24 protein-coding genes are annotated in these 23,401 nt (G+C 40.2%); 6 read left to right on the forward strand and 18 right to left on the reverse strand.

Annotated elements, in window-relative coordinates:
* Positions 1 to 67: 67 nt before the first annotated feature.
* The gene (locus NMS_RS04495; RefSeq protein WP_041495623.1) at positions 68 to 499 is read left to right on the forward strand and encodes a hypothetical protein; all 432 of its coding nucleotides are present in this window, start codon (positions 68 to 70) and stop codon (positions 497 to 499) included.
* Here NMS_RS04495 and NMS_RS04500 read toward each other — a convergent pair.
* Positions 492 to 1,415, reverse strand: coding sequence for a histone deacetylase family protein (locus NMS_RS04500; protein ID WP_041495624.1), 924 nt, complete (start codon positions 1,413 to 1,415; stop codon positions 492 to 494). The two genes, NMS_RS04495 and NMS_RS04500, sit on opposite strands and share 8 nt — an antisense overlap.
* 229 nt (positions 1,416 to 1,644) lie before the next feature.
* Between NMS_RS04500 and NMS_RS04505 the strand changes: the two genes are divergently transcribed.
* The 3 genes from NMS_RS04505 to NMS_RS04515 all read left to right on the forward strand — a co-directional run bounded on the left by NMS_RS04505 (position 1,645) and on the right by NMS_RS04515 (position 4,988).
* Positions 1,645 to 2,100, forward strand: coding sequence for a hypothetical protein (locus NMS_RS04505; RefSeq protein ID WP_041495625.1), 456 nt, complete (start codon positions 1,645 to 1,647; stop codon positions 2,098 to 2,100).
* Between the two features lie 86 nt (positions 2,101 to 2,186).
* Entirely contained in the window at positions 2,187 to 3,401 is a 1,215-nt protein-coding gene (hflX, locus tag NMS_RS04510) for a GTPase HflX (protein ID WP_041495627.1), read from the forward strand.
* Positions 3,402 to 3,443: 42 nt separating this feature from the next.
* On the forward strand, positions 3,444 to 4,988 hold the full coding sequence (locus NMS_RS04515) for a hypothetical protein (RefSeq protein ID WP_041495628.1): 1,545 nt from the start codon (positions 3,444 to 3,446) through the stop codon (positions 4,986 to 4,988).
* 52 nt (positions 4,989 to 5,040) lie between these two features.
* Here NMS_RS04515 and NMS_RS04520 read toward each other — a convergent pair whose 3' ends face one another.
* From NMS_RS04520 to NMS_RS04580, 13 genes are all read right to left on the reverse strand, one after another.
* The gene (locus NMS_RS04520; protein ID WP_041495629.1) at positions 5,041 to 5,943 is read right to left on the reverse strand and encodes a DUF3078 domain-containing protein; all 903 of its coding nucleotides are present in this window, start codon (positions 5,941 to 5,943) and stop codon (positions 5,041 to 5,043) included.
* Positions 5,944 to 6,078: 135 nt separating this feature from the next.
* Positions 6,079 to 6,978 (reverse strand): DUF3078 domain-containing protein, encoded by a 900-nt coding sequence (locus tag NMS_RS04525; RefSeq protein WP_041495630.1) that lies wholly within the window; start codon positions 6,976 to 6,978, stop codon positions 6,079 to 6,081.
* A gap of 91 nt (positions 6,979 to 7,069) precedes the next feature.
* Positions 7,070 to 7,585, reverse strand: a complete 516-nt coding sequence (locus tag NMS_RS04530) for a DUF2480 family protein (RefSeq protein ID WP_041495631.1) — start codon at positions 7,583 to 7,585, stop codon at positions 7,070 to 7,072.
* 13 nt (positions 7,586 to 7,598) lie between these two features.
* On the reverse strand, positions 7,599 to 7,919 hold the full coding sequence (locus tag NMS_RS04535; RefSeq protein ID WP_041495632.1) for an SUF system Fe-S cluster assembly protein: 321 nt from the start codon (positions 7,917 to 7,919) through the stop codon (positions 7,599 to 7,601).
* 3 nt (positions 7,920 to 7,922) lie between these two features.
* Positions 7,923 to 8,348, reverse strand: a complete 426-nt coding sequence (locus NMS_RS04540; protein ID WP_041495633.1) for a SufE family protein — start codon at positions 8,346 to 8,348, stop codon at positions 7,923 to 7,925.
* Positions 8,341 to 8,745, reverse strand: a complete 405-nt coding sequence (locus NMS_RS04545) for an META domain-containing protein (protein WP_041495634.1) — start codon at positions 8,743 to 8,745, stop codon at positions 8,341 to 8,343. The genes NMS_RS04540 and NMS_RS04545 overlap by 8 nt, the downstream gene beginning before the upstream one ends.
* A gap of 30 nt (positions 8,746 to 8,775) precedes the next feature.
* Positions 8,776 to 9,990, reverse strand: a complete 1,215-nt coding sequence (locus tag NMS_RS04550) for an aminotransferase class V-fold PLP-dependent enzyme (protein WP_041495635.1) — start codon at positions 9,988 to 9,990, stop codon at positions 8,776 to 8,778.
* Positions 9,991 to 10,080: 90 nt separating this feature from the next.
* Positions 10,081 to 11,394, reverse strand: a complete 1,314-nt coding sequence (sufD, locus tag NMS_RS04555; RefSeq protein ID WP_041495636.1) for a Fe-S cluster assembly protein SufD — start codon at positions 11,392 to 11,394, stop codon at positions 10,081 to 10,083.
* A 116-nt stretch (positions 11,395 to 11,510) separates the two neighbouring features.
* Positions 11,511 to 12,263, reverse strand: coding sequence for a Fe-S cluster assembly ATPase SufC (gene sufC / locus NMS_RS04560; protein WP_041495637.1), 753 nt, complete (start codon positions 12,261 to 12,263; stop codon positions 11,511 to 11,513).
* Positions 12,264 to 12,268: 5 nt separating this feature from the next.
* On the reverse strand, positions 12,269 to 12,676 hold the full coding sequence (locus NMS_RS04565) for a hypothetical protein (RefSeq protein WP_041495638.1): 408 nt from the start codon (positions 12,674 to 12,676) through the stop codon (positions 12,269 to 12,271).
* The gene (locus tag NMS_RS04570; RefSeq protein ID WP_041495639.1) at positions 12,676 to 13,572 is read right to left on the reverse strand and encodes an N-acyl homoserine lactonase family protein; all 897 of its coding nucleotides are present in this window, start codon (positions 13,570 to 13,572) and stop codon (positions 12,676 to 12,678) included. The genes NMS_RS04565 and NMS_RS04570 overlap by 1 nt, the downstream gene beginning before the upstream one ends.
* A 30-nt stretch (positions 13,573 to 13,602) precedes the next feature.
* Complete coding sequence (sufB, locus tag NMS_RS04575) at positions 13,603 to 15,051, reverse strand: Fe-S cluster assembly protein SufB (RefSeq protein ID WP_041495640.1); 1,449 nt, start codon at positions 15,049 to 15,051, stop codon at positions 13,603 to 13,605.
* Between the two features lie 121 nt (positions 15,052 to 15,172).
* Complete coding sequence (locus tag NMS_RS04580) at positions 15,173 to 15,502, reverse strand: HesB/IscA family protein (RefSeq protein ID WP_041495641.1); 330 nt, start codon at positions 15,500 to 15,502, stop codon at positions 15,173 to 15,175.
* A 163-nt stretch (positions 15,503 to 15,665) separates the two neighbouring features.
* Between NMS_RS04580 and thiL the strand changes: the two genes are divergently transcribed.
* Complete coding sequence (gene thiL, locus NMS_RS04585) at positions 15,666 to 16,709, forward strand: thiamine-phosphate kinase (protein WP_041495642.1); 1,044 nt, start codon at positions 15,666 to 15,668, stop codon at positions 16,707 to 16,709.
* Here thiL and NMS_RS04590 read toward each other — a convergent pair.
* Both NMS_RS04590 and NMS_RS04595 read right to left on the reverse strand, forming a co-directional pair.
* Positions 16,706 to 16,954: a hypothetical protein gene (locus NMS_RS04590; protein WP_041495643.1), complete on the reverse strand. Its 249-nt coding sequence runs from the start codon at positions 16,952 to 16,954 to the stop codon at positions 16,706 to 16,708. The genes thiL and NMS_RS04590 overlap by 4 nt on opposite strands.
* Positions 16,955 to 17,028: 74 nt before the next feature.
* A complete protein-coding gene (locus tag NMS_RS04595; RefSeq protein ID WP_148311332.1) occupies positions 17,029 to 17,781 on the reverse strand; it encodes an alpha/beta fold hydrolase in 753 nt (250 codons plus the stop codon).
* Positions 17,782 to 17,965: 184 nt separating this feature from the next.
* Between NMS_RS04595 and NMS_RS04600 the strand changes: the two genes are divergently transcribed.
* A complete protein-coding gene (locus tag NMS_RS04600; RefSeq protein WP_041495645.1) occupies positions 17,966 to 18,949 on the forward strand; it encodes an endonuclease/exonuclease/phosphatase family protein in 984 nt (327 codons plus the stop codon).
* Positions 18,950 to 19,028: 79 nt separating this feature from the next.
* On the opposite strand, the gene NMS_RS04605 is transcribed toward NMS_RS04600, so the two are convergent.
* Positions 19,029 to 20,435, reverse strand: a complete 1,407-nt coding sequence (locus NMS_RS04605) for a DUF5689 domain-containing protein (RefSeq protein WP_041497472.1) — start codon at positions 20,433 to 20,435, stop codon at positions 19,029 to 19,031.
* 33 nt (positions 20,436 to 20,468) lie between these two features.
* Positions 20,469 to 23,312: a carboxypeptidase regulatory-like domain-containing protein gene (locus tag NMS_RS04610; RefSeq protein ID WP_041495646.1), complete on the reverse strand. Its 2,844-nt coding sequence runs from the start codon at positions 23,310 to 23,312 to the stop codon at positions 20,469 to 20,471.
* Positions 23,313 to 23,401: the final 89 nt, after the last annotated feature.

The raw sequence follows: 23,401 nt of genomic DNA on the forward strand, positions 1-23,401 counted from the left end.
AGTTCTCGCTTATTTGACGATTCAAAAAAATAAGGCTATGTTTAGGTAATCAACTAAAAACTTTATAATGAGATCAACAAAAATAAAACCGCCTGTTTGGTTCTGGATAGTGGCTGTGATTCTATTGCTTTGGAATCTTATAGGGCTCATCGCATTTGGAACAGAGGTCGCAATGCCAGAAGCGCTAACAGCTGGATTCAATGAGCAACAGATGGAGATGTACAACAATCGCCCATCCTGGTATATGTTCAACTTTGCGATTGCTGTAATATCTGGTACCCTATCCTGTATTTTACTACTTGCTCGCAAAAAGTTTGCGGTCACCCTTGCTGTGGTGTCTTTGATTTCTATTTTAATCAGCTCAGCACAAACTGTATATTCTGGAGCTTTAGAATTGGTTGGCACTGTAGATCAAACTCTGTTTTATCTAGTGATGTTACTGGATGTAGTTTTGGTGTTGTTTGCCATTCACGCCTCTAGAAAACGCTGGATCAGTTAAAAATATCTCTTGCTACCCGGTAAGTATTGGCATGAGCATCGATGATATGTCGTATGTCTGGCGAGTAACCGCCTCCCATACTGCATTGTACTGGTATGAAAGATTTTGAGGTGTGTTTCGCTTTCGCGAAAGCGGAAAAACTATACGCATCTCGCTGCTTACATCCTTCCAGGGTCATTCCTAACCTGCCTAATTTATCGCTAGAGAGCACATCAACGCCAGCTAAATAAAATATAAAATCTGGTTTTTCTTGCGCAATCAGGTCTGGAAGATGCTGTTTTAATTCATCCAAAAATGTGGCATCATCTGTCCCATCAGGTAACGCAATATCTAAATCAGACTTCTCTTTTTTAAAGGGGTAGTTTCCGGCTCCGTGCATGGAAAATGTGAAAACGCTGTCGTCATTTTGAAAGATTTCAGCGGTACCATTTCCTTGATGCACGTCTAGATCTACAATCAAAATCTTCTCTGCATGATTATGATGTTGCAAGTATCGAGACGCAATGGCTTGATCATTTAACAAGCAAAAGGCTTCTCCATGATCTGTATAAGCGTGGTGTGTCCCACCAGCAATATTCATTGCCACTTTATGCTGCATGGCTTTTAGGCAACCTTCAATGGTGCCTTGAGCGATGCGCAATTCTCTTTCTACCAGCTGTCCACTTAATGGAAAGCCTAGTTTACGTGCGGCCCGTTTGTCTAGCGTCAAGTTTTTCAAGCTTTCCAGATACTCGCCGTTATGAACTCGCAACACGTCTTCATCACTACACAATTTGCTAGGTTCAAAAAAATCTGCTTGTCGTGCAATTCCTTCATGTAGCAACTGTTGTGGCAACAATTCGTATTTAATCATAGGGAATCGATGGCCTTCTGGCAAAGGGTGTTTGTAAATAGGATGGAAGGCAATGGGGAACATCTATAGCTGTTTACAGAATACCAAACATAATAGGAAATCTGCTTTTATAAACAATGGTCGTTGAATCGATTGTATATCAACAAACGATGCTAGGTATATTTGCAGCTTTAGCTGCTTGAAGCTGTATGGATTTAAGTTTTTATTAAGCGGCAAGCTTTTTTAACATTTGCAACATTTTGTTAACGAGCACCTTATTTTCAAGATGCTTTAGTAATTTGATCAAACAATTATGGAAAAGTATACCATACATCTGCTGCTTATCTGTGTGTTGCTGCTTTCTTGTAAGCAGGAAAAGGCAGATCCTACTTCTGCTAGAATCGAAGCTTTTGAAAATTTGACTGAGAAAACCATTGAAACCCACGATGAGGTTATGGCAGACATGGGAACCTTGATGGATTTAAGTATGGCTATTGATGAGCACTTAAGAAAAGAAAATGTTCCAAAGTCCACTGCTGCTCAATTGACAGAAGCTAAAACGCAGTTGGATGAAGCTCATGCTGCAATGATGGACTGGATGAAAGACTATTCCACTAAATTCCCTTATGAGGCGAAAGCTCCAACCACTGAAGAGGATCTTGACGAAAAAATGCCAATACTTCAGGAATCCTATGAAGGAATCCAGGCAGTAAAAGAACAAACTTATGAGGCTATAGCTATCGCAGAACAACTATTGAGCGACGCTTAAGAATAACCTCACAAATCTTAACCTTATCTCAAAGATACCCGTGTCGCTTGCATTAAAAGGTATCTTTGAGATAAGTTGTTTTATATATGCTAGAAACTGATAATCACGAGTACGAAAAGGCCATACTCATAGGAGTGATCACGCAATCACAAGATGAGGAAAAGCTCAATGAATATATGGACGAGTTGGAATTCCTTGCCTTCACGGCTGGCGCAACCGTTCACAAAAGGTTCAGCCAAAAAATGGCAAAGCCTAATCCTAAAACTTTTATCGGGACAGGTAAGATGGAAGAAATCCATGCTTATGTTAAAGCCCATGATATTGATACCATCATTTTTGATGATGAATTATCGCCTGCCCAGCAACGCAATATTGAAAAAGTGCTGGAAGCAAAAATCATTGATAGAACGTATTTGATCCTGGACATTTTTGCGCAGCGCGCTCAAACCAGCTATGCAAGAACTCAAGTAGAATTAGCGCAGTATGAATACTTATTGCCGCGGTTGGTTGGGTTATGGACACACTTGGAACGCCAAAAAGGGGGTATCGGTATGCGTGGACCCGGAGAGACAGAAATTGAGACGGACAGAAGGATTGTACGCGATAGAATCACCCTTCTCAAAGCAAAACTGATAAAAATTGACAAGCAGATGGCCACCCAACGTGGCAATCGTGGGCAATTGGTCCGTGTCGCATTAGTAGGTTATACAAATGTGGGTAAAAGTACCCTGATGAACGTAGTTTCTAAAAGCGATGTGTTTGCTGAAAACAAACTCTTTGCAACGCTGGACACCACCGTTCGTAAAGTAGTGGTAGGAAACCTTCCTTTTTTACTGACTGACACCGTAGGATTTATACGAAAGTTACCTACACAATTGGTAGAGTCCTTTAAATCAACACTGGATGAAGTGAGAGAATCAGATTTGTTGCTTCACGTGGTAGATATTTCTCATGAATCGTTTGAAGATCATATTGCTTCAGTAAACAAAATCTTAGATGAAATTGATGCGATAGACAAACCTACCATCATGGTTTTTAATAAGATTGATCAATATAAAGCGGAGGAATATGATGAGTCCGATCTAATGACAGACCGCTCTTCAGTGCACTACTCGCTGGAAGAGTGGAAGAAAACCTGGATGTCTCGTATGGGGGACGACGTTATATTCATTAGTGCGATTGAAAAGGAAAACATGGACGAGTTTCGTAAGAAAGTCTATGATAAAGTTCGTGAAATTCATGTCTCTAGGTTTCCATACAATGCTTTCTTATATCCAGATGTTATGGGTGAGGAGGAATAGAAATACACTACTTTTTATTAGGCCTTGCGTCACTCACTGACCATGAAAAAAACTCTGTTCTACATTTTTTTAGGGTTGCTGCTTCTTGCAGTAAGTGGTTATTTCTATGCCAATCATTTGGTTAAAACTAAAGTTGAAAACTTTCTTGCAGAGCAACTATCACCGCAGGTAGACTTAACTTATGGGGATCTGTACATGAGCACCTTCACTGGTACTATTTCTATTGAGGGTATAGATTTAAGCATTCACAATCAAACAGATACCGTTATTCATACCAGAGCTACCATCGATAAGTTGCGACTGTCTGGTTTTGGTTATTATGAGTTTTTCTTTAATGAAGAAATTGAATTTGATCAAATTGATATTGATAAAAACAACATCGTCTACTTCAAAGAACGCTTCGTCAGTGCTTCTAAGACAGATAGTATTGATCAAGACCCGTTAGCTACCGTTGATAAAACCATCTTGATCAAAGCACTGAATATAGAGGATACTTCATTGACTATTTATGATGAGAGTAAAGACTCTGTAGTTCTCAACATTTCAAAAGCTTCTCTTGCCGTAAAAGACATCAGGACTGATGCTTCAAGAATCAAGAAGCGTATTCCTATTATCTATGAGCATGTGTTGTTGCAAAGTGATTCCATGTTTATGAAAATAAGCCCTTATGAGGATCTGACTGTGAAAAACCTCAAGCTAGAAGATCATGATATTTACTTGAAAGACCTTTCTATTAAGCCTAAATATTCCAAGCAGCAATACGCTAGAATGATCCCAACAGAACGAGACTATACCATACTAGAAGTTCCTTCAGCATCTATTTTGAACTACGATTTTGGATTCACAAATGGAAAACTATTTGCCAAAGCAAAACAACTCCACATAGATCAGCCGAATCTTTCTATTTACAGGGATAAATTAGTAGCGGATGATACGTCTTTCAAACCCCTGTATAGTAAGATGTTAAGAGACTTGAAGATGGAATTAATGGTAGACAGCATTCAAGTTTCAAAAGCCCATATCGTTTATGAGGAAAAAGCTAAGGCAGATCAACCTGCAGGAAGTATCGAGTTTACGGAAATGGATATTGACCTTTCCAGAGTAGGTAATACGCAGGCAAAAGGGGAAAAGACTACAATAGTTGTTGACGGCAAATTCCAGCAAAGTAAGCTGCATGTAGATTGGACTTTTGATGTACATAATACCAGCGACGTCTTCCGTTTTAGTGGTCGATTGGGAAAATTACCAGCTCAAAACATCAATTCCTTTGTACAACCTAATCTCAACGTGGGATTTGAAGGAACCTTAGACGAGGTTTATTTTGACATCTCAGGAGATAACAGCCATTCTCAGACCTCCATCAAGATGAAATACGAGGATTTTAAAGTCATTGTAATGCGTAAAAACGGCAAAGGGAAGAATAAGTTAGTATCAGGCATCGTCAACTTATTTGTGGCTAAAAACAGCGAGAAAGATGGCAATCATTACCGAGAAGGAAGTGGTGATTCAGATCGCAACAAGACTAAATCTATATTCAATTTCGTTTGGGTCAGTATCTTGTCAGGATTGCTTAAAACCTTGACGTAGCGATTTTTTGGAACTATTTCGCTTTCGCGAAAGCGAAATTACCCAAGCCCTTCTACAACGTATAGCTCAAGCCAAGTCCAGAAACCTCTCTGATCTGAAAAGCTCCCACCGCATTGTCATCATAAATGGCTTGGAAAATAAATTTAGCACTCACCCAGTCATTGACTTTCATCTTAATATGTGCTAGGTAGTTGATATCCACATTCCCGGGTTGATCTAAATAATTGGAGTACAGCAATAATTTATTGTCCATTGTAATGTTCTCCAATAGGGTAAGTTTATAGAAAGCATTTAAGGAAGCTCCCAGCTCATAGCGACGCTCTTCTCCAGATGCTACTCCAAAGTAGCTGCGGTCCACATAGTCTGTACCACTGGTAAATTTATCGTCTACCATAATTATTCGTGCCGTTGATGGAGCTAGATTGATGCTTAAAAAGCTTCCTTTTTTGTACAAATATCCAGGTCCTGCTTGTAAATATCCAGGAGAGAAAAAGTTAGTGCGCTCTGTTCTAATGGTATTTCCTAAGCTATCTTTTTTAAAGGTATACCCTTTAGTTGCTTGTGTCATAGCATTAATGAAAAAGGAGTAGTAGGCTGTGTCATCATCCTTATTTACTTCATATCCATAAACGCTATTGATTTCTATACGGTCATTGGTTTTACGAGTAAATGGGTCGGTATCTTGTTTAGTCAAGCCATATTCAAGGATGATATCATTTTCCCAGGTCACGCGATCTTTAGTATAATTAAACTCTATGTTTGCGTTCAAATTACCCGCTATACTAGAAGTCCCACCGCCGGTCCAGTCCTTATTAAATGCTGATTGATTAAATAAAAACTGAAAGTTCCCTTGATTGTTCCAGCCGTCAACCAGCTGATCCTCATCGCCAGCATCTTGAGCGCTGACAGTTAAAACTAAGGTGAAAAGTGTGCCCAGAGACATCCAAAATTTCATAAGCTATGGGTATAGTAGTGATTTTACAAATATAAAAACCTATTGAGAGTTTCAAAACCTTGTATTAAGATGCCTTTGATTCAATAAAAAATCCACTCTTCTATGAGTGGATTTTTAATCATATATGAAGTAGACCTACAACTTGTAATTAAGTCCTAAACCAAAAACTTCACGTATCTGAAAGGCACCGACGGCGTTGTCATCATAAATAGCTTGAAAAATTAAGTTGGCACTTAACCATTCATTCACCTTCATGTTCACCGCTGCGGAGTAGTTGATATCTACATTTCCTGGTTTGTCTAAATAATTGGAATAAAGCAGCAGTACATTGTCCATAGTAATGTTTTCTGCCAATTCCAACTTGTACAGCGCATTTACTGAAGCACCGAATTCGAACCTAGAACTCGCTCCCGCATCCACTCCAAAATAATCTCCATCTACATAGCCTGCAGTAGATGTGAATTGGTCATCTACTAAAATCAAGCGTGCGGTTGCTGGAGCAATGTTGACAGATAAGCTTTCTCCTTTCTTGTACAACATACCTGGACCCGCTTGAAAATATCCAGGAGATAGGATGTGAGTGCGTTCAGTACGTATGGTTTCACCTGTATCAGGATCTTCACTAAAGGTGTACCCTTTAGCAAATTGAGTCAACGCATTTAAGAAGAAGGAATACGACCAACGGCTATCATCAGATATTTTATACCCGTAAACCGAGTTGAACTCTAGCCTATCGTTTGTTTTGCGTATGAATTCATCACCATCTTGTTTAGTAATACCATATTCAGCAATAAATTTGTTATCCCAGGTAGTACGACCTTCTAAGTAATTGAAATCATAATTGATTCCCGCATTTCCAGCTATGCTAGAAGTACCACCTCCAGTCCACTCTGCATTAAAAGCAGATTGATTGAACAGTAATTGGAAGGTACCTCCTTTAGTCCAGCCTTGTTTAGGCTCTTTGGAATCGTCTTCTTGTGCTTGGGCTACTGTGATTGAGGATACCAGTAAAGCAGATAGTAAAAACTTTTTCATGTCTAATTAAAGTTTGATCAGACACAAAATTAAGTCGTTTAGCTATAAAGCTTGTAGGAATTGGTTGTTTTTACTGGGGAAGTAAGAGAATTTATAAACTCTTTTTCTTTTTGAATACAGGAACTGAGGAGCACGCCTCGCCATACATCACGCTGCTTGCTACTTGTTGTAGTTTTTCTGTAATCATCATGTAAGCAGCTACTGGTACAGGTTTTTTAGAGCAACCCTTTACAATAACTGGTAAATTTTCAAACATGGAAACATCAAGATCTTCAATAATCCTTCGGTAGATCAAGGTTTCTAGATCTTCTAGAGAACCTTGAACAACAGTTGTCGCTATGCCTGAAAGTTCTGCTTGTAATAACATCCACGACCATGCTGGGATGATGGCATCAGTAGAGCAGTGCAGTGCCACATGGTGATTTTTATATGCAGTGAAATCTGTTGTTTTTACGCTTTCGCGAAAGCGGGATTCCACAAGCACCAATCCTTCCATGAGCCATTGGGAAATATCAATGGAGCTGCGAGTGCCTGGCGCATAAAAGTCCTCCAGATCAAAGTTCTTAAGTTTAGAACTAGCTACTCTATTGATGATTTCTTCTCTCACAGTTGGGTTTGATTTAGAGCATTCCTAGCTCTAGTTTTGCTTCTTCACTCATTAAATCTTTGTTCCATGGCGGGTCAAAGGTGATCTCGACCTCAGCATCCTTCACTTCTTTAAGAGACTTTATTTTTTCTTCTACTTCCGCAGGCAGCGACTCGGCTACCGGGCAGTTAGGGGATGTCAAGGTCATGAGCACTTTTACTTCAGCCTCTTCACTTACCATAACGTCATAGATCAAACCTAGCTCGTAGATGTCTACTGGAATTTCAGGGTCATAAATGGTTTTTATGACACGTATGACTTTTTCTCCTAGTTCTTGTCCGTTTATTGCTTCCATAGCTTAGTTCAATTGAGATTGATACGCCACAGCGTACATTTTAAGTTGTTTGATCATTGATACAAGACCATTAGCCCGGGTAGGAGACAAGTGTTCTTTAAGGCCTATCTCATCGATGAAGCTGGTATCTGCATTTAAGATATCTTGAGGTTTTTGATTGGACCAGGCGCGTATGAGAATGGCGATGATGCCTTTAGTGATAATCGCATCGCTATCGGCAGTAAAGATGACTTTGTCGTCCATTAAACCCGCATGCACCCATACTTTAGATTGACAACCTTTGATAATATGATCTTCGTCCTTGTATTGCTCATCAATAATTGGTAGGCTTTTGCCTAAGTCAATCATATACTCATATCTCTGCATCCAGTCGTCAAACATGGCAAACTCATCAATGATTTCTTCTTGTATTTCCTTTATGTTACTCATCCACTCTTTTTGCTTTAATCAACACATTTCCATCTTCATCCATCAACCTCAAATAGTTTTTCTTTAACTCTGCTTTCTTAACAAGGGCAAGTTGGGTCATGTATTTTTTCTCAATTTGTGCCTTTTCAACACAGTAAATCTTAGTTCCCATCATAGGTCCCATATCTACCTCATTACCCTCAGGGTTCTTAAAGTTCCCGCTGTATTGATTACAACTGTTGTTTCCAGAAATGCTGTTGCCTTTTTCAGACATATCGATGTTGATCGTGATACCTTCCCCAGTCATGTCCTGACCGTCTACAGTAACTACCTCATAAGAACCATTAATATCTTCCAATTCCTGACAGCTAACAAAAGCTAGAGCCATCAAACTAAAAAATAAAATACGTGCTTTCATAAATCTTTCATTTAAGGTTAGTTACTGTCGTTAAGATAACATGTTTACAGCACGTTGCAAAGCCTGTACCATAACATCAATCTCTTCTTTAGTATTATAAAAGGCAAAACTTGCTCTTATGGTTCCTGCAATCTGATAGCGGTCCATTACGGGTTGTGCGCAATGATGTCCAGTGCGCACCGCAATTCCAAGCTTATCAATGATAGTTCCTAGGTCGTAAGGGTGCAATCCTTCTACATTGAAAGAAATTACCGCCGCTTTGTCAGTGACATCTCCATAAATCACCGCTCCAGGTATAGATTTGATTTGCTCTGTACCGTAAACTAGCAGTTCATTCTCATAGGCAGCAATGTTGTCCATACCTACTTCATTCAGATAATCCACCGCAGCGCCTAAAGCGATACCGCCAGCAATGTTAGGCGTTCCTGCTTCAAACTTATGAGGTAAGCCAGCATAAGTAGTGTGTTCAAAGGTTACCTGGTCGATCATTTCACCACCACCTTGATATGGAGGCAACTCATTCAAAGCTTCTTCCGTTCCATACAATAAACCTATTCCTGTAGGCCCGCACATTTTGTGACCTGCCATGGTATAGAAATCTGCATTGATGTCTTGTACATCAACTTTCATATGTCCACAGGACTGAGCGCCATCTATGAGAACTTTTGCTTGATACTTATGTGCTCCTGCAACGATCTCTTTCACAGGGTTGGTCACTCCTAGTGCATTTGAGATGTGATTCACGACCACAAAAGCCGTTTTAGGATTCAATAGCTCGTGATATGCTTTCATATCCAACTGACCGTTGTCCAATACTGGAATCACTCTTAAATGTGCTCCCACACGCTCGCACAACATTTGCCACGGAACAATATTCGAGTGATGCTCCACTGCGCTAACAATAACCTCATCTCCTTTTTTCACAAAAACGTGAGCACCGCTTGCCACCGCATTGATACTGTGCGTATTTCCTGAAGTGAAAATACACTGCCTAGCTGTTGGGATATTAAAAAAAGCACGGCATTTTTCACGTGAAGCCTCAAATAGATCTGTAGCCTCTTGACTTAAAGCGTGGACACCACGGTGGATGTTAGCATTGTACATCGTGTAATATTCCACAATCTTGTCAATGACTTGCGAAGGCTTTTGTGAAGTCGCTGCATTGTCAAAATAAACTAAAGGATGACCATTCACCTCACGGTTCAGAATCGGAAAGTCGGCTCGTATTTTTTTGATATCTAGCATGAATACAAAGGTACGATGCAGCACCTTGATTTCCTTAAAAAGAGAAGCCCGATCAACGGATCGGGCTTTTAAATTTACAGGAATATGATTCTACAAATCAAAACCAATCTCAACGCCTAATTTCATAGCGATGAGTTTCGTGATGCGAGATTTAATCTCTGGGATTTTTACGCTTTCTAAAACAGAATTTGCAAAAGCAAACATCAATAATGCTCTGGCCTCCTTTTTACCTATACCACGAGATTGCATGTAGAACAACGCTTCTTCATCCAGTTGACCGATGGTACAGCCGTGCGAGCAGCGCACATCATCTGCAAAAATCTCTAGTTGCGGCTTTGCATTGATCGTCGCTTTGTCACTTACTAGAATGTTGTTGTTTTGCTGGAAAGCGTTGATTTTTTGAGCAATTTTATCTACCAATACTTTTCCATTAAATACACCAACTGACCTATCGTCAAATATTTGCTTGTATTCCTGATAGCTCTCACAATTGAGAGCCGTGTGATGCACAAGGGTGGAGTGGTCTACATGTTGTTTCCCTTCAATGATGGTGACTCCATTCAAAATGGAATTACAGTGTTCACCACGCTGGTAAAACTTCACGTTATTTCTAGTCAATGAACCACCGAATGAGAAGGTGTGCAAGCGCACTTCAGTGTTTGCTTGTTGCTCGACACTCGTATGATCGATAAGGGAAGCACTATCTAAATCATTCTGGATTTTATAAAAATCGATCATGGATCGTTTGTCTGCAAAAATCTCAGTAACACTATTTGTAAGAACAGGATTGTCTGATAAGCTTTGCTGGCGTTCAATGATTTGCACCTGAGCGTTTTCACCTACAACGATAAGATTTCTAGGTTGCACCATCAATGCTGCCTCATTCCCGGTAGAGAAATTAACGATCTCAATAGGTTTCTCCACCTGAATATTTTTTGGAATATGGATGTAAGCACCTTCTCTTGCAAAGGCTGTATTCAAAGAGGTTAAGCTATCATCACCAGCCAGTGTATTGTAATATTTCTCAATGACAGGAGCATACTTCGGATTATTCAGCGTGCTGGACATTAAACACACGTCAAACTTATCATGCGTGGTTTGTGATAAGTGCGAGCTGTAAATACCGTCAATAAAAATGACCCGGTACGCATCGATTTGATGCACCAGGTATTTCTTGATATCTGCATAAGAAATGGCAGATTCTTTTTTAGCAAACAGGCTGTAATCCTTGTTAAAAAGAGATTTCAGCGAGGTGTATTTATAAGCCTCGTCCTTACGAGCAGGTATTCCTTTTTCTTCAAAGCTGCTCAACGCCTTGTTGCGCAACTCGTGCACATAGCTGTCCGTGTCGACCTCGTTTTCAAGGGCTAGGAAGGATGATAATATATTTTCTTTAAAACTCATTTCAATTGTTTTTGAAGTGGTGATAGATTAGGCTTTGATACCGCATCTTGTGCGGGATAAACTTTATTTAGTTCGCTTTCGCGAAAGCGAAAAAATAGATGTTCTATTGCACTAGCCTAAGCCTCTACTTCTTCTTTGATCCAATCATACCCGCGCTCTTCTAGCTGGTGCGCTAGTTCTTTACCACCAGATTTCACGATGCGACCGTTGTACAATACATGCACATAGTCAGGAACGATATAATCCAATAAACGCTGGTAGTGTGTAATAACTACAGTAGCATTGTCCTTAGTGCGCAGTTTGTTGACTCCATTTGCCACAATGCGCAAGGCATCAATGTCAAGACCAGAATCTGTCTCATCCAGAATCGCTAGTTTAGGTTCTAACATCGCCATCTGGAAAATCTCGTTACGTTTCTTTTCACCACCAGAGAACCCTTCATTTAAGGAACGGGATAGAAATTTGCGATCGATTTCTAACATCTCTGACTTATCACGGATCATTTTAAGCATATCCTTAGCCGGCATATCGTCTTTTCCTTGAGCCTTGCGGGTCTCATTGATCGCGGTCTTCATGAAGTTTGTCACGCTCACGCCTGGAATCTCTACTGGGTACTGAAAGGATAAGAAAATCCCGCGGTGTGCGCGTTCTTCTGGATCCAAGTCTGTGATATCAGCACTGTCCATTGTAATTTCACCTTCGGTCATTTCGTATTCCTCACGACCTGCAATTACATTTGCTAGAGTGGATTTACCAGAACCGTTAGGTCCCATGATGGCATGAACCTCGCCAGCTTTCACCTCTAGATTAATTCCTCTTAAAATCTCCTTGTCGTCAATAGACGCGTGTAAATTTTTTATTTTTAACATAGTTGTTAGTTGTCTTCTTGGTTTGGTACGGGCGCCTGCATCACGCTAGATGATGAAGATTTGCGTACTTCAATAATTTTATCAATCAGGAGCATTTCATCCCAGCCCTCACCAGTTTCTTTCTTGCGAGGATTAGGAATTAACTCTCCTGTTACTACTACTTGCACCATATCGTATGGGGTGCGCATAAATTCTTCGGCTCTTTGATCTAGTTCTCCAGCGCGATCATCAATCTCTACGGCATAAATCGCATCTTCTGTACTCAATACAGCAGCGTCACCTATATGGATGTAATCACCTTTATAAGCAACCTCGCCAGGAGCTAATGTTACTGCTGGATCTTCCACTGTTTCTTGATCCTTGCAACTGGTGGCTAGGGTCAAGAATAACAGGCTTATTAAAACGTATTTCATTACTTCATTGGGTTTTTAGTCATGGAAGCCTTAAAGTCTTTTGGATCATGTTGAATGATGACCTTAGCATTTGTTTTTGCAGCAAAATCCTCAAATTCTTTAATGCTTTCTCTGCTTTCTTCCATGTCGTAGTTGAATTGTGGTACCACAGCATCCTCACGATTTTGCTGGAAATGGTAGGTGTCTCCAGAAAGTAATACTGGTCCTGATTCCTTTAAAGTCAAGTATAATGCTTGGTGTCCTGCGGTATGACCTGGAAAGAATTTGATCATCACGCTGCTGTCACCGAAAACATCAACATCGCCCTCAATAACCTCAGTATTTGTCAATTTGCTAAACGAGTCTGGTGCATAAAATGCATTGTCTTTAATAGCATCACTTTTGATAAAGTCCATTTCGGTTTGTTGTACCAACCATTTGGCATTTGGAAAGTTGTTTGCTGCTCCCGTATGGTCAAAATGCACGTGAGAAAACGCGATCATGTCAACATCTGCTGGAGTTAAACCCACTTTAGCCAATTGGTCCACAATTTTTTCCTGACGTGAAATAGTAAATGCATCACCTTCTGGTGTAACATCGCCTTGACCTACAAGCCCTTCAGGAAGACCTGTGTCCCATAAAAGAATACCGTCTGGGTGTTTAATGATGTAAAAAGGACTTGCTAATTCTTGTGTTTCTCCTGCATATTTATCTCCTGCAGAGAACATTTGTTTTTGCTTGGCTAATATACTGCCACCGTCAAAGATGTGAAGTTCAACTTCTGGCATCGCAGCTAGGCTGTCTTGTTTGGCAGCTTCTGCCTCCGCTTGAGCCATTCCATCTTCATAGCCTTTTTTGAAATCTTCACAAGAGATCAATAAAAGAGCAGTAGCAAAAATGTAAATAATCTGTTTCATGTTTGTTTTTGATTGGGTGTTGAAATTTTGTTATCCTACGGAACCTTCCAAACTAATTTCTAGAAGTTTTTGAGCTTCCACTGCAAATTCCATAGGAAGCTTGTTCAAGACTTCTTTAGAGAATCCATTCACGATAAGCGCAATGGCTTTTTCAGTATCGATACCACGCTGGTTACAATAGAAAATTTGATCTTCACCTATTTTACTTGTGGTCGCCTCGTGCTCTACTTTGGCACTGTTATTTTTAGTTTCAATATATGGGAATGTGTGCGCTCCACACTCATTACCCATCAACAAACTATCACACTGTGAGAAGTTACGAGCATTTGTTGCTCTAGAGTTGATTTGAACTAAACCTCTATAGGAGTTCTGTGATTTCCCGGCGCTGATCCCTTTAGAAATAATGGTAGACTTAGTGTTTTTACCTATGTGAACCATTTTAGTTCCCGTATCTGCCTGCTGAAAGTTGTTGGTCACGGCGATAGAATAGAATTCACCAACGCTGTTGTCCCCTTTCAAAATACAACTAGGGTACTTCCAGGTAATGGCACTACCAGTTTCTACTTGTGTCCAAGAGATTTTAGCATCTTTCTCACAGATACCGCGCTTCGTCACAAAGTTATAAACCCCACCTTTTCCTTCTTTATTTCCAGGATACCAGTTTTGAACTGTAGAGTATTTAATCTCAGCACCATCAAGTGCAACTAGTTCTACACAAGCAGCGTGCAATTGATTCTCATCACGTGATGGAGCCGTACATCCTTCTAGGTAACTTACGTAACTTCCCTCGTCTGCCACCACCAGTGTTCTTTCAAACTGACCGGTTCCTGCTTGATTGATACGGAAGTAGGTGCTTAGTTCCATAGGGCAACGTACACCTTTAGGAATATAACAAAAGGATCCATCAGAAAATACCGCTGCATTTAAAGTCGCATAATAATTATCCCGTTGTGGAATTACTGTTCCAAGATATTTTCTTACCAATTCTGGATGCTCTTGAATAGCCTCAGATATCGAACAGAAAATAATTCCTTTCTCTGCTAATGTCTTTTTAAAAGTCGTTGCTACTGAAACGGAGTCCATCACGATATCCACAGCAACACCAGTTAGTTTCTTTTGCTCGTCGATTGAAATTCCTAATTTCTTGAAAGTCTCTAACAACTCAGGATCTACCTCATCCAGGCTTTCATACTTTGGCTTCTTGCTAGGAGCAGAATAATAGGAAATGTCTTGAAGCTTAGGTTTCTCATAAGTAACATTTGCCCACTCAGGCTCGTGCATGGAAACAAAGTGGCGGTACGCCTCTAGTCTCCATTCTGTCATCCATTGTGGTTCATTCTTTTTGGCACTTATCATACGTACCACATCTTCACTAAGTCCTATGGGGATAGTGTCAGATTCAATATCTGTGTAGAATCCATATTCGTACTCTTTAGTCTCAAGTTCTTTCTGTAATTCTTCTTCTGTATATTTTGCCATAACTAGTTTTCGTTTTTGAAACCCCAGTGGTTAAAAACTGGAACTTTACTGCTATTCAATTATAAGCCCGATAGCTGGAGGCTTGTTCGCTTTCGCGAAAGCGAAATTCTTATCATTTTGCTTACAACGAGAAGCTCTCACCACACCCACAAGTTCGCTGGGCATTAGGATTATTAAAAACAAAACCCTTCCCATTTAAACCACCACTAAATTCTAGGGTAGTACCCACCAAATAAAGAAAGCTGCGTTTGTCCACAACAATGCGCACCTGATTATCTTCAAATACCTTGTCAGTTTCCACCGTGTTTTTATCAAAAGTCAAATCATAGGAAAGACCGCTGCAGCCGCCGCTTTTAACGCCTACACGAACAAAATCCTGATCTATAGAATAACCTTCCTCACTCATGAGCGAGGTCAGCTTGTTTTTTGCTGTTTCTGAAACATTAATCATAGGGTCAATCGATTAAATAAATGTGTACAAAGATACAATACAAACCGCGGTAAGGACGAGGATGCCATGAGAATCTCATATAGGCTTATGTGCAAAGACTATACCTATTAAGGCATGTGACAGATAGTTAGTGCATCACAAATCATAGTCGTAATTTTGTAGGATGATTGAAGATAAAAATCCATTAAGAACTCCGGTAGAACAGTTGGGCGAATTCGGCCTGATAGATCATATTACCAAATCCTTTGAAATTCAAAATACCAGTACGGTCAAGGCCATAGGCGATGATGCAGCTGTGGTAAAGTTTGAAAACCACACGGTCGTCACGACAGACATGCTAGTAGAAGGCATTCATTTTGACTTGAGTTATGTACCGTTGAAGCATTTAGGTTACAAATCTATTATGGTCAATCTGTCAGACGTGTATGCCATGAACGCAGTTGCCACTCAAGTAACGGTATCGATAGCGATCTCTAATAGATTCCCTGTGGAAGCGGTGGAAGAGTTATATGAAGGCATACAACTTGCCTGTTCCAATTATGGCGTCGATTTGATAGGTGGAGATACTACAGCCAGTACGAGCGGCTTGATTATTTCAGTTACTGCTCTAGGTGAACAAGTGAAAGATAAGATCGTTTACAGGTCAGGAGCTAAGGACACTGATTTGTTAGTTGTTTCAGGAGATGTAGGAGCGGCCTATATGGGGCTTCAAATTTTAGAAAGAGAAAAGGCAGTCTTTAAGGCAAATCCTAACAGCCAACCAGATATTGAAGCTTACAGTTATTTGATTGAGCGACAGTTAAAACCAGAAGCACGAAGGGATATTCCCAAATTATTAGAAGAGCTGGATGTGCAACCTACCAGTATGATTGATGTTTCAGACGGTTTAAGTTCAGAAATTATTCATCTGTGCAAACAATCGGGTGTGGGAATGAAACTCTATGAAGATAAATTGCCACTGGATCCAACGGTGATTAGTTCTTGTGAAGAATTTAATCTGGACAGTACTACAGTAGCTTTGAGTGGTGGTGAAGATTATGAATTACTCTTTACAATAAAGCAGGAAGATTTTCCTAAGATTAAAGCAAATCCTAGTCTTTCAATTATTGGTCATGTATTGCCGCAAAGCGATGGCATCCATCTAGTTACCCGTGGGGGAGAACAGATTGCAATCAAGGCAATGGGATGGAATAGCTTTGAGAACTAAGCAGCTCTCGTACGCAGCAATCCTTTTTTACGAGCCAACTGTGCTAGGGAGCGGTTGATTCTTTCATATCTATCATTGAGCGGTACGATCTCGCCATAGATATTATTAGTCATTTGCTTACCACAATTTTTGCAGCACAATTCATTCACGCGATCATTGACGACGTGAGAAATTTCCATTTGATGACCTGTTATGCTGCAAGTCAAAAATTTTAGGGGATGAATAAAAGGGGTAGGTTTTGCCATAAACGAAAGCTATTAGTTCAAAAGTTCTGTTAAAATAGAAAAAGTTATTCACAAAACAACGTTTAACGATCTTTTTATTCGATTAAATGCATTTTATCTAGAATTTCATTGGGATGAGTGATGATACTCATGTGACCGGAATGGATCTGAAAGCTATTAGTTTTCAACAACTTTAACTCTATCTGCACTAAGTCTGACGGAATGATCTCATCTGCATTACAATATATATAGGTGATTGGAAAATGTGATTGTCTCAATTCATCCAAATAATCATCTCGATCGCGCATGGCCATGAGCGCATAAATAATGGAAGCATTAGAAATTTTTTGCGCTTGAGATTTTATGAGATCAATTTTAGCTTCAAATAGTTCCTTTTCAGCGGGCGTGAATAAGTTGCTGACTGCCATGCTGATGAATGCCTTAGGATATTTAGAAACTAGTTGGATAGAACGATCTCGTTGAGACTTACGCAAATCAGTATCTGCTGCTGCGCAACTATTGATGAGGTGGAGAGACAAGAGTTGTTGAGGGTACGCTTTCGCGAAAGCGCAACCCACATAACCACCCATGCTGTGTCCTACAAAGTGAACTCGCGCGATATTAAGATCTTGAAGTATTTGATGAATGGCACTCGCCACGTCGCTGAGGTTGTATGGATTTGGATCAGGGCTCTTTCCATGACCTGGAAGCTCAATAAGTAACAACTGGTGCTTGCCTTTTAAATCATTCACGATGGGTTGCCACTGCTGTGCGCTACCTAAAAAACCGTGAAGGAGTAGCACGGTGGCACCCGGTCCTTCCATTAGTGTATTTGAAAGTTCAAGCATAGATTTCAATGTTACACAAAGATAGTTTGTAGTGGATTGGTACTTCTGTTTCCAATTTTTAGAGTTGTAGTCTGATTCATTTATGTAGTTTACTATAAGGGATAGGCCTGGAGTTAATGGGTTTTCAGTATTACTAGATCTTCCTGATCCTAAATAATGATTAGCTTTGAGATAAATAAGCAACGTGGCAGTTCCCTCACAATCTTTTGAACAATATACTATAGGGTTCTACAATCTTGAAAACCTTTTCGATTTTCAAAACGACTCTCATATTTTAGACGATGATTTTACGAGACTAGGCCGTAATGAATGGAATAAAGCCCGTTACCTCAAGAAATTGCAAAAATTAAGTGATGCTATTTCTAAAATTGGAACAGAATACACTGGAAAACCTCCTGCGGTATTAGGGGTAGCCGAGGTGGAAAACAAAAAGGTACTCAATGACCTGATCGATCAGCCTAAACTCAAAGAATTTAATTACGATTACGTCCACTTTAATAGCCCAGATGAGCGCGGTATTGACGTCGCTTTGCTATATCGCAAGGATTTGTTTAAAGTAATCCAGGCCACACCTATCTCTTTATTACTCGAGGATGAGCTAGGAGTACGCGATACGACTCGGGATATTTTATATGTCAAAGGTGTTCTCTCCGGTACCACTATCCATCTATACGTGAATCACTGGCCGTCTAGACGTGATGGCTCTAAATCTACCAACTATAAGAGAGAAGCGGCAGCACGCCAACTTATTCAACATATACAACAAGTGGATAAGGACGAGGATCGATTAAAAAAGAAAGATGCAGACAACACCTTTATCGTGATTATGGGCGACTTTAATGACGACCCAGATAATGATAGTATTGCTCAAGGGATTTTACCATATGGGTTTGATAATGTCATTGGGCCGTTAAAAAAGGGTCATCGTGGCTCTTTGAACCATAAGTTCAAATGGAATCTCTTTGATCAGATCATGGTCAGCCAAAACCTACACAACGACATTCCTGGAAGCCTGTTTTTACATAAGGCCGATATTTTTGACGATATCATGTTGCGCCAATGGAAAGGTAAATATCGTGGTCAACCGGCACGAACTTTTATTGGAAAGCGTTATGCTGGTGGCTACAGCGACCACTTTCCAGTGTACGCGGTGTTGCGTCGCAATTAACCATAAAAAAACCACTGCCAGTTGAGAGCAGTGGTTTTGTTTTTATTTCGCTTTCGCGAAAGCGAACTTTCTTATAAGATTAGTTGCTTGTAATTTTAACGTCGTCCAGCTCGTAAGTACCGTTTGCTCCACCGCTGCTACCGCCTCCATCAGCCTCACTACCTTGATATCTAAAAGCGATTGCTCCTATACCGTCTACACAATCTAGGGACACATTTCCAGAAGAAACGAAGTTTCTAAAGTTCTCACTGTTGGAAACGATAGTAGCATCTGCTACAGCGCTCCAGGTCGCAGTTTCTACACCAGCAGGTGTTCCATCCCAGTCGTTAGAGAACAGCACTTCCATAGAGGATTGATCTGCAAAACTGTTTGAAGTAAAGAAGTTAAGAACCTCGCCATCTTGTGCGTCAAAGTCAATTTGTGGGGTAATCAACCAGGCAATAGAACTAGCGTCACCAGAGTTGAAGTTGTTTGCACGTGTTCCAGGACTGTTTCTATCGCTGTTAAAATAGGTCGTCCAGCGAATGCTTCCTGCCTCAATATAATTAGTCCAACCAGCAGGTTCTGTAGGCTGATTATTAATGCCATTATTGAAATTTTCATCCAATAAGGTGATAGGTCCTGGTCCATTTGCTAGACCACATTGAACTACATTGAAATCACATCGTGTATTAGGGTCAAAGTTGATATCCTCAGGACTGTTTGAGTTCAGTACAAAAAAGTCATCTCTAAAATCTCTTGATACAATCGCAGTAACAGATCCACTGCCACCAGGTAGGCGTAATGCTCTATAATCAGCAAATGTTGAAGTTTGATACACTATTGGAGCTGCAAAAAAGTCTGCACAAGATTGTAACAAACGATCTCCATCAAAAGTGTCACCTTGCTCTGAGGCAAAGGTTTTCCCTAGCTCTGTATTTGGGAATTGAACATCTACTACACGTACCCACTGGTTTTCTTGAGATTGTGAAATGTCAGAAACGTTCACTTCTATAGGAACGATGGTAACTGTCTCCTCATCACGCAGGATATATTCATCAAGTCTAGACTCTTGTATTCTATTGAAATCTTCTCCGAAACCTAAAGCATAAACACCATTTGCCTCTCCGAAAGTCAATCCATCTAACTTCACATACACCTTTCTTCCAAATTCAAATCTGGTAAACAATGGAGTAACATCCACTTTGATATTAACACCTGCTGTTGGATTTTCAGCTTTGTTTTGAATGATCAATTCTTTGAAAAAGTTCCCGCCTTCGTCACTAGAAATCACATAACCTTCAATAAATCCAGCATTTTCACCGAAAGTGATAGGAGTGGAGTTGGTACGGTATTGATTCACGACAGCTTGTAAATCGATGGTTCCTGCAGGAGCATCGATTACTGCTTGACTCGTTTCTGGAACGGCAAAGTCATCATCCTCTACACAAGAAAAGGTCATCGCAACCACTGCTAGCAAAGCAAAGAGTTTGTTTATATTTTTCATTTTTCTGTTATTTATAAATTTCATTATAGCTTTTTAAAATCTTAGGTATACGTTTAGGTAATATGTGGTCCCATTACCAAAGAAGTATCGCGGTGCGAAAACTTCGGTCGGGTTGTTTTGATCTTCTCTTACTGATCTAAAATTGGAATTACGAGACTGCTCAAATCCGCCAGTTTTATATTCTGTATCAAATACGTTGTTGATAGTAGCAAAGAAACCGACATACTTATTATCAATTCTCCACGATTTACCACCTATTACATTCACAAGCATATAGTCATCAAATTGCTCTTGTTGTAACAAGTCTCTTGCTACATCCTCATCATAATCAGTGAATGGTTGACCATCAAAATCTAACGCAAAGTTGTCTGACCTGCGCAAATTACTAATGTCTGAATAGCCGTTTGCGAAGTAGTTTGCGGTAACACCTATGTTCCAATAATCTGGATCGCGGTATTCGAATCCTACCTGTAAAGCCGTTTCAGGCCCTCCAGCTACATGTAAATCTTTAAGTTTAGTAGTTCCATCACCAAAAGTCAATTGACGTCCAGCAAAATCATCACTAGTCAGATAAAGATTTGGGTTGTTCGTATATACGTTTTGACCTACTGCTGCCGCACCTTTTAAATTGATGGTAGGCGTCACTTGGTATTCAATACCTAATTCAAGACCAGCATTGCGGCGGTCAACATTAGTCATTACTTCTTGAACAAAAGCGGATCCATCATCACTAGGTAATCCAGTTAAGTCTTCAGTAAAGTAGAAACCTATATCATTCTCATCTTTAAATTGTAGGTAATAACCAGTCAGGCGCATCTTAACGATAGGCGAGCGATAGATGTAGCTCGCGTCTAGGCTATAGCTTTTGCTTGACTCAAGCCCATCTACAATTTCATTATTTTGACGAGCATTGACGAATGTATTTCTTATGTAAGGCGCCTTAGTCAAATAAGCGGCATTAAAATCCAATAGGTTCAATCCATTGATCTTATAAGTACCTCCACCCTTGACGCCAAAGTCTATGAAATCTACCTTCTCACTTTTGCCGAAAGATGCAGCACCTGGAAAGTTCCCGTTCTCATATTTTCCATCTCGCTGGTATGCTGTTCTAGTAGCGCTACCCGCCACATAGAAATCAACCTTATTTGTCTTGAACTGTGTTTGCGCAAAGGCAGAAGCAACATCAGCATCAATGACATAGTTATACTTGTAACGATCACCCTCACCTACAATACGGTTAGGATTTCTGATGTCTGATTGTGCCGCTTGATCTTGAGTTACCTGTGTTGTTTCTTCAGCAAAAAAGTCCACATCTAGAAATCCGGTACCACCTAACAAATCCTGAACCATAGCGTAGTTTTCGCTAGTGAGATTGCGGTAGTTCAAACCTGCCGTTAATAGGATGTTGTCAGCAAGATCAGCTGTTAAAATACTACTTGCCTGGATCTGCCTGTCGTCAATACGATCTTCCTGGATAATGTAAATGGAGTTGCCGCCATTGTTGCGTACAATTCTATTCGCATCATACAATTGTACCCAGTCTAACTGCCCATCGTTAACGAATTCTTGTTGAGCAAGGTAAGCTGAGGCTAAGTTTTGAGCATCAGTTCCATTTCTTAGGAAATAACTAGGTAAGTTCTGGTAGTAATCTGGATTTGGGTTAGTCGCACCACCTATATATGCATTTTGCCCATCTAAAGTTACTAATCTAGTTCCGCCATTATCAATTCGAGTGTTTCCTATTTTACCGAATTGGTAAGAAGCATTCGTATTCAATTTCACTTTTGGAGTAATGTCCCAATAGTGATTCAACATTAATATGGGTTCATCAATTTCCCGTATTCTGGAATTGCGTTGTGTGTCTTCTTGAATTCCCCAGAATGGGTTGTAGCTGATGCCTTTCAAATCTTTAATTTCTTGAGTAATCGCCGTTCTACGACCTACACGGTTGGAAGCGTATATACCTGTAAAATTTAAAGAATGACGTTCACTAATCTTTTTCTCAACATTTAAGCTGAAAGAATTCGCATCATATAAAGTACCATCAACAAACCCTTCTTCACCAGCACGACGGGAAGCAGTAACTGCATAAGCCCAACCGCTGCTTAAGAGCCCACTCTTATAAGTAGCCATATATCTAGCGCGATAGCTTCTATTAGCAGACGCAAAAGAAATTTGTGATCCAGCGCGCTGCTGTGATGCTCTCATATCAATGCTTTGCACACCACCATAACCTCCAAACGTGTTGTCAGCTGGCGTCAATCCCATAGTAAAGGTTTGGTTGCGTTGCAGGTCATTGATTCCTCCCCAGTTGGACCATTGTGGTCTACCAGAGAATTGCTTGTTCATTTCTAGTCCGTTGATCAAGACTTTACCATCTTCACTATTTAGACCTCTAGGCCTGAAGAAAGTGGCGCTAAAGTCAAAAGCAGCTGCTCTCAAAAATTGATCTCTTGTAGCTTGTAACAAACCAGAAACGTTATTTGCCGCATTATCATCCTCTGCCAGGTCATTTTCTGTTAGGGAAACAATACCGATGGCTTGTTCTTGCTGTACATTATCAATTTGAAGATAGAGAGGATCTAGATTGACCGTTTCTCCTATGATGATAACAATAGGAATGTTGCGGGTAGAATACTCGTTTGATTCAATGATAAGCATTTGATCACCAGGCTCTAAGTCTCTTTCAAAGACAAAATAACCTTGAGCATCGGTGGTAGTTCTATATTGCGAACCTCTTATAGTAACTATCGCTCCAGGGATGGGTTCCTCTGTTGTTTCGTCAATGACGCGACCTTTCAAAAGCTCCTGAGCCATACCCATTGTAGAAACCAGCATAAACGAAAAGAGCAAAAGCCTTGTGTAAAATTGATTCATTCGTTGTTAATATTATTATAACGTTATCTGTGATCGCGCAAAACTACGTTTTTATATCGGCTAGCGTACCTTTGGCAAGTCGTTTGCAA

This window comes from Nonlabens marinus S1-08 (assembly GCF_000831385.1).
In the GTDB taxonomy this organism is placed as follows: domain Bacteria; phylum Bacteroidota; class Bacteroidia; order Flavobacteriales; family Flavobacteriaceae; genus Nonlabens; species Nonlabens marinus.

Bases quoted from the DNA above. Each gene is read 5' to 3' on its own strand.
- NMS_RS04495 (WP_041495623.1), top strand. From the start codon at position 68: ATGAGATCAACAAAAATAAAACCGCCTGTTTGGTTCTGGATAGTGGCT.
- NMS_RS04500 (WP_041495624.1), bottom strand. From the start codon at position 1,415: ATGTTCCCCATTGCCTTCCATCCTATTTACAAACACCCTTTGCCAGAA.
- NMS_RS04505 (WP_041495625.1), top strand. From the start codon at position 1,645: ATGGAAAAGTATACCATACATCTGCTGCTTATCTGTGTGTTGCTGCTT.
- hflX (WP_041495627.1), top strand. From the start codon at position 2,187: ATGCTAGAAACTGATAATCACGAGTACGAAAAGGCCATACTCATAGGA.
- NMS_RS04515 (WP_041495628.1), top strand. From the start codon at position 3,444: ATGAAAAAAACTCTGTTCTACATTTTTTTAGGGTTGCTGCTTCTTGCA.
- NMS_RS04520 (WP_041495629.1), bottom strand. From the start codon at position 5,943: ATGAAATTTTGGATGTCTCTGGGCACACTTTTCACCTTAGTTTTAACT.
- NMS_RS04525 (WP_041495630.1), bottom strand. From the start codon at position 6,978: ATGAAAAAGTTTTTACTATCTGCTTTACTGGTATCCTCAATCACAGTA.
- NMS_RS04535 (WP_041495632.1), bottom strand. From the start codon at position 7,919: ATGGAAGCAATAAACGGACAAGAACTAGGAGAAAAAGTCATACGTGTC.
- NMS_RS04540 (WP_041495633.1), bottom strand. From the start codon at position 8,348: ATGAGTAACATAAAGGAAATACAAGAAGAAATCATTGATGAGTTTGCC.
- NMS_RS04545 (WP_041495634.1), bottom strand. From the start codon at position 8,745: ATGAAAGCACGTATTTTATTTTTTAGTTTGATGGCTCTAGCTTTTGTT.
- NMS_RS04550 (WP_041495635.1), bottom strand. From the start codon at position 9,990: ATGCTAGATATCAAAAAAATACGAGCCGACTTTCCGATTCTGAACCGT.
- sufD (WP_041495636.1), bottom strand. From the start codon at position 11,394: ATGAGTTTTAAAGAAAATATATTATCATCCTTCCTAGCCCTTGAAAAC.
- sufC (WP_041495637.1), bottom strand. From the start codon at position 12,263: ATGTTAAAAATAAAAAATTTACACGCGTCTATTGACGACAAGGAGATT.
- NMS_RS04565 (WP_041495638.1), bottom strand. From the start codon at position 12,676: ATGAAATACGTTTTAATAAGCCTGTTATTCTTGACCCTAGCCACCAGT.
- NMS_RS04570 (WP_041495639.1), bottom strand. From the start codon at position 13,572: ATGAAACAGATTATTTACATTTTTGCTACTGCTCTTTTATTGATCTCT.
- sufB (WP_041495640.1), bottom strand. From the start codon at position 15,051: ATGGCAAAATATACAGAAGAAGAATTACAGAAAGAACTTGAGACTAAA.
- NMS_RS04580 (WP_041495641.1), bottom strand. From the start codon at position 15,502: ATGATTAATGTTTCAGAAACAGCAAAAAACAAGCTGACCTCGCTCATG.
- thiL (WP_041495642.1), top strand. From the start codon at position 15,666: ATGATTGAAGATAAAAATCCATTAAGAACTCCGGTAGAACAGTTGGGC.
- NMS_RS04590 (WP_041495643.1), bottom strand. From the start codon at position 16,954: ATGGCAAAACCTACCCCTTTTATTCATCCCCTAAAATTTTTGACTTGC.
- NMS_RS04595 (WP_148311332.1), bottom strand. From the start codon at position 17,781: ATGCTTGAACTTTCAAATACACTAATGGAAGGACCGGGTGCCACCGTG.
- NMS_RS04605 (WP_041497472.1), bottom strand. From the start codon at position 20,435: ATGAAAAATATAAACAAACTCTTTGCTTTGCTAGCAGTGGTTGCGATG.
- NMS_RS04610 (WP_041495646.1), bottom strand. From the start codon at position 23,312: ATGAATCAATTTTACACAAGGCTTTTGCTCTTTTCGTTTATGCTGGTT.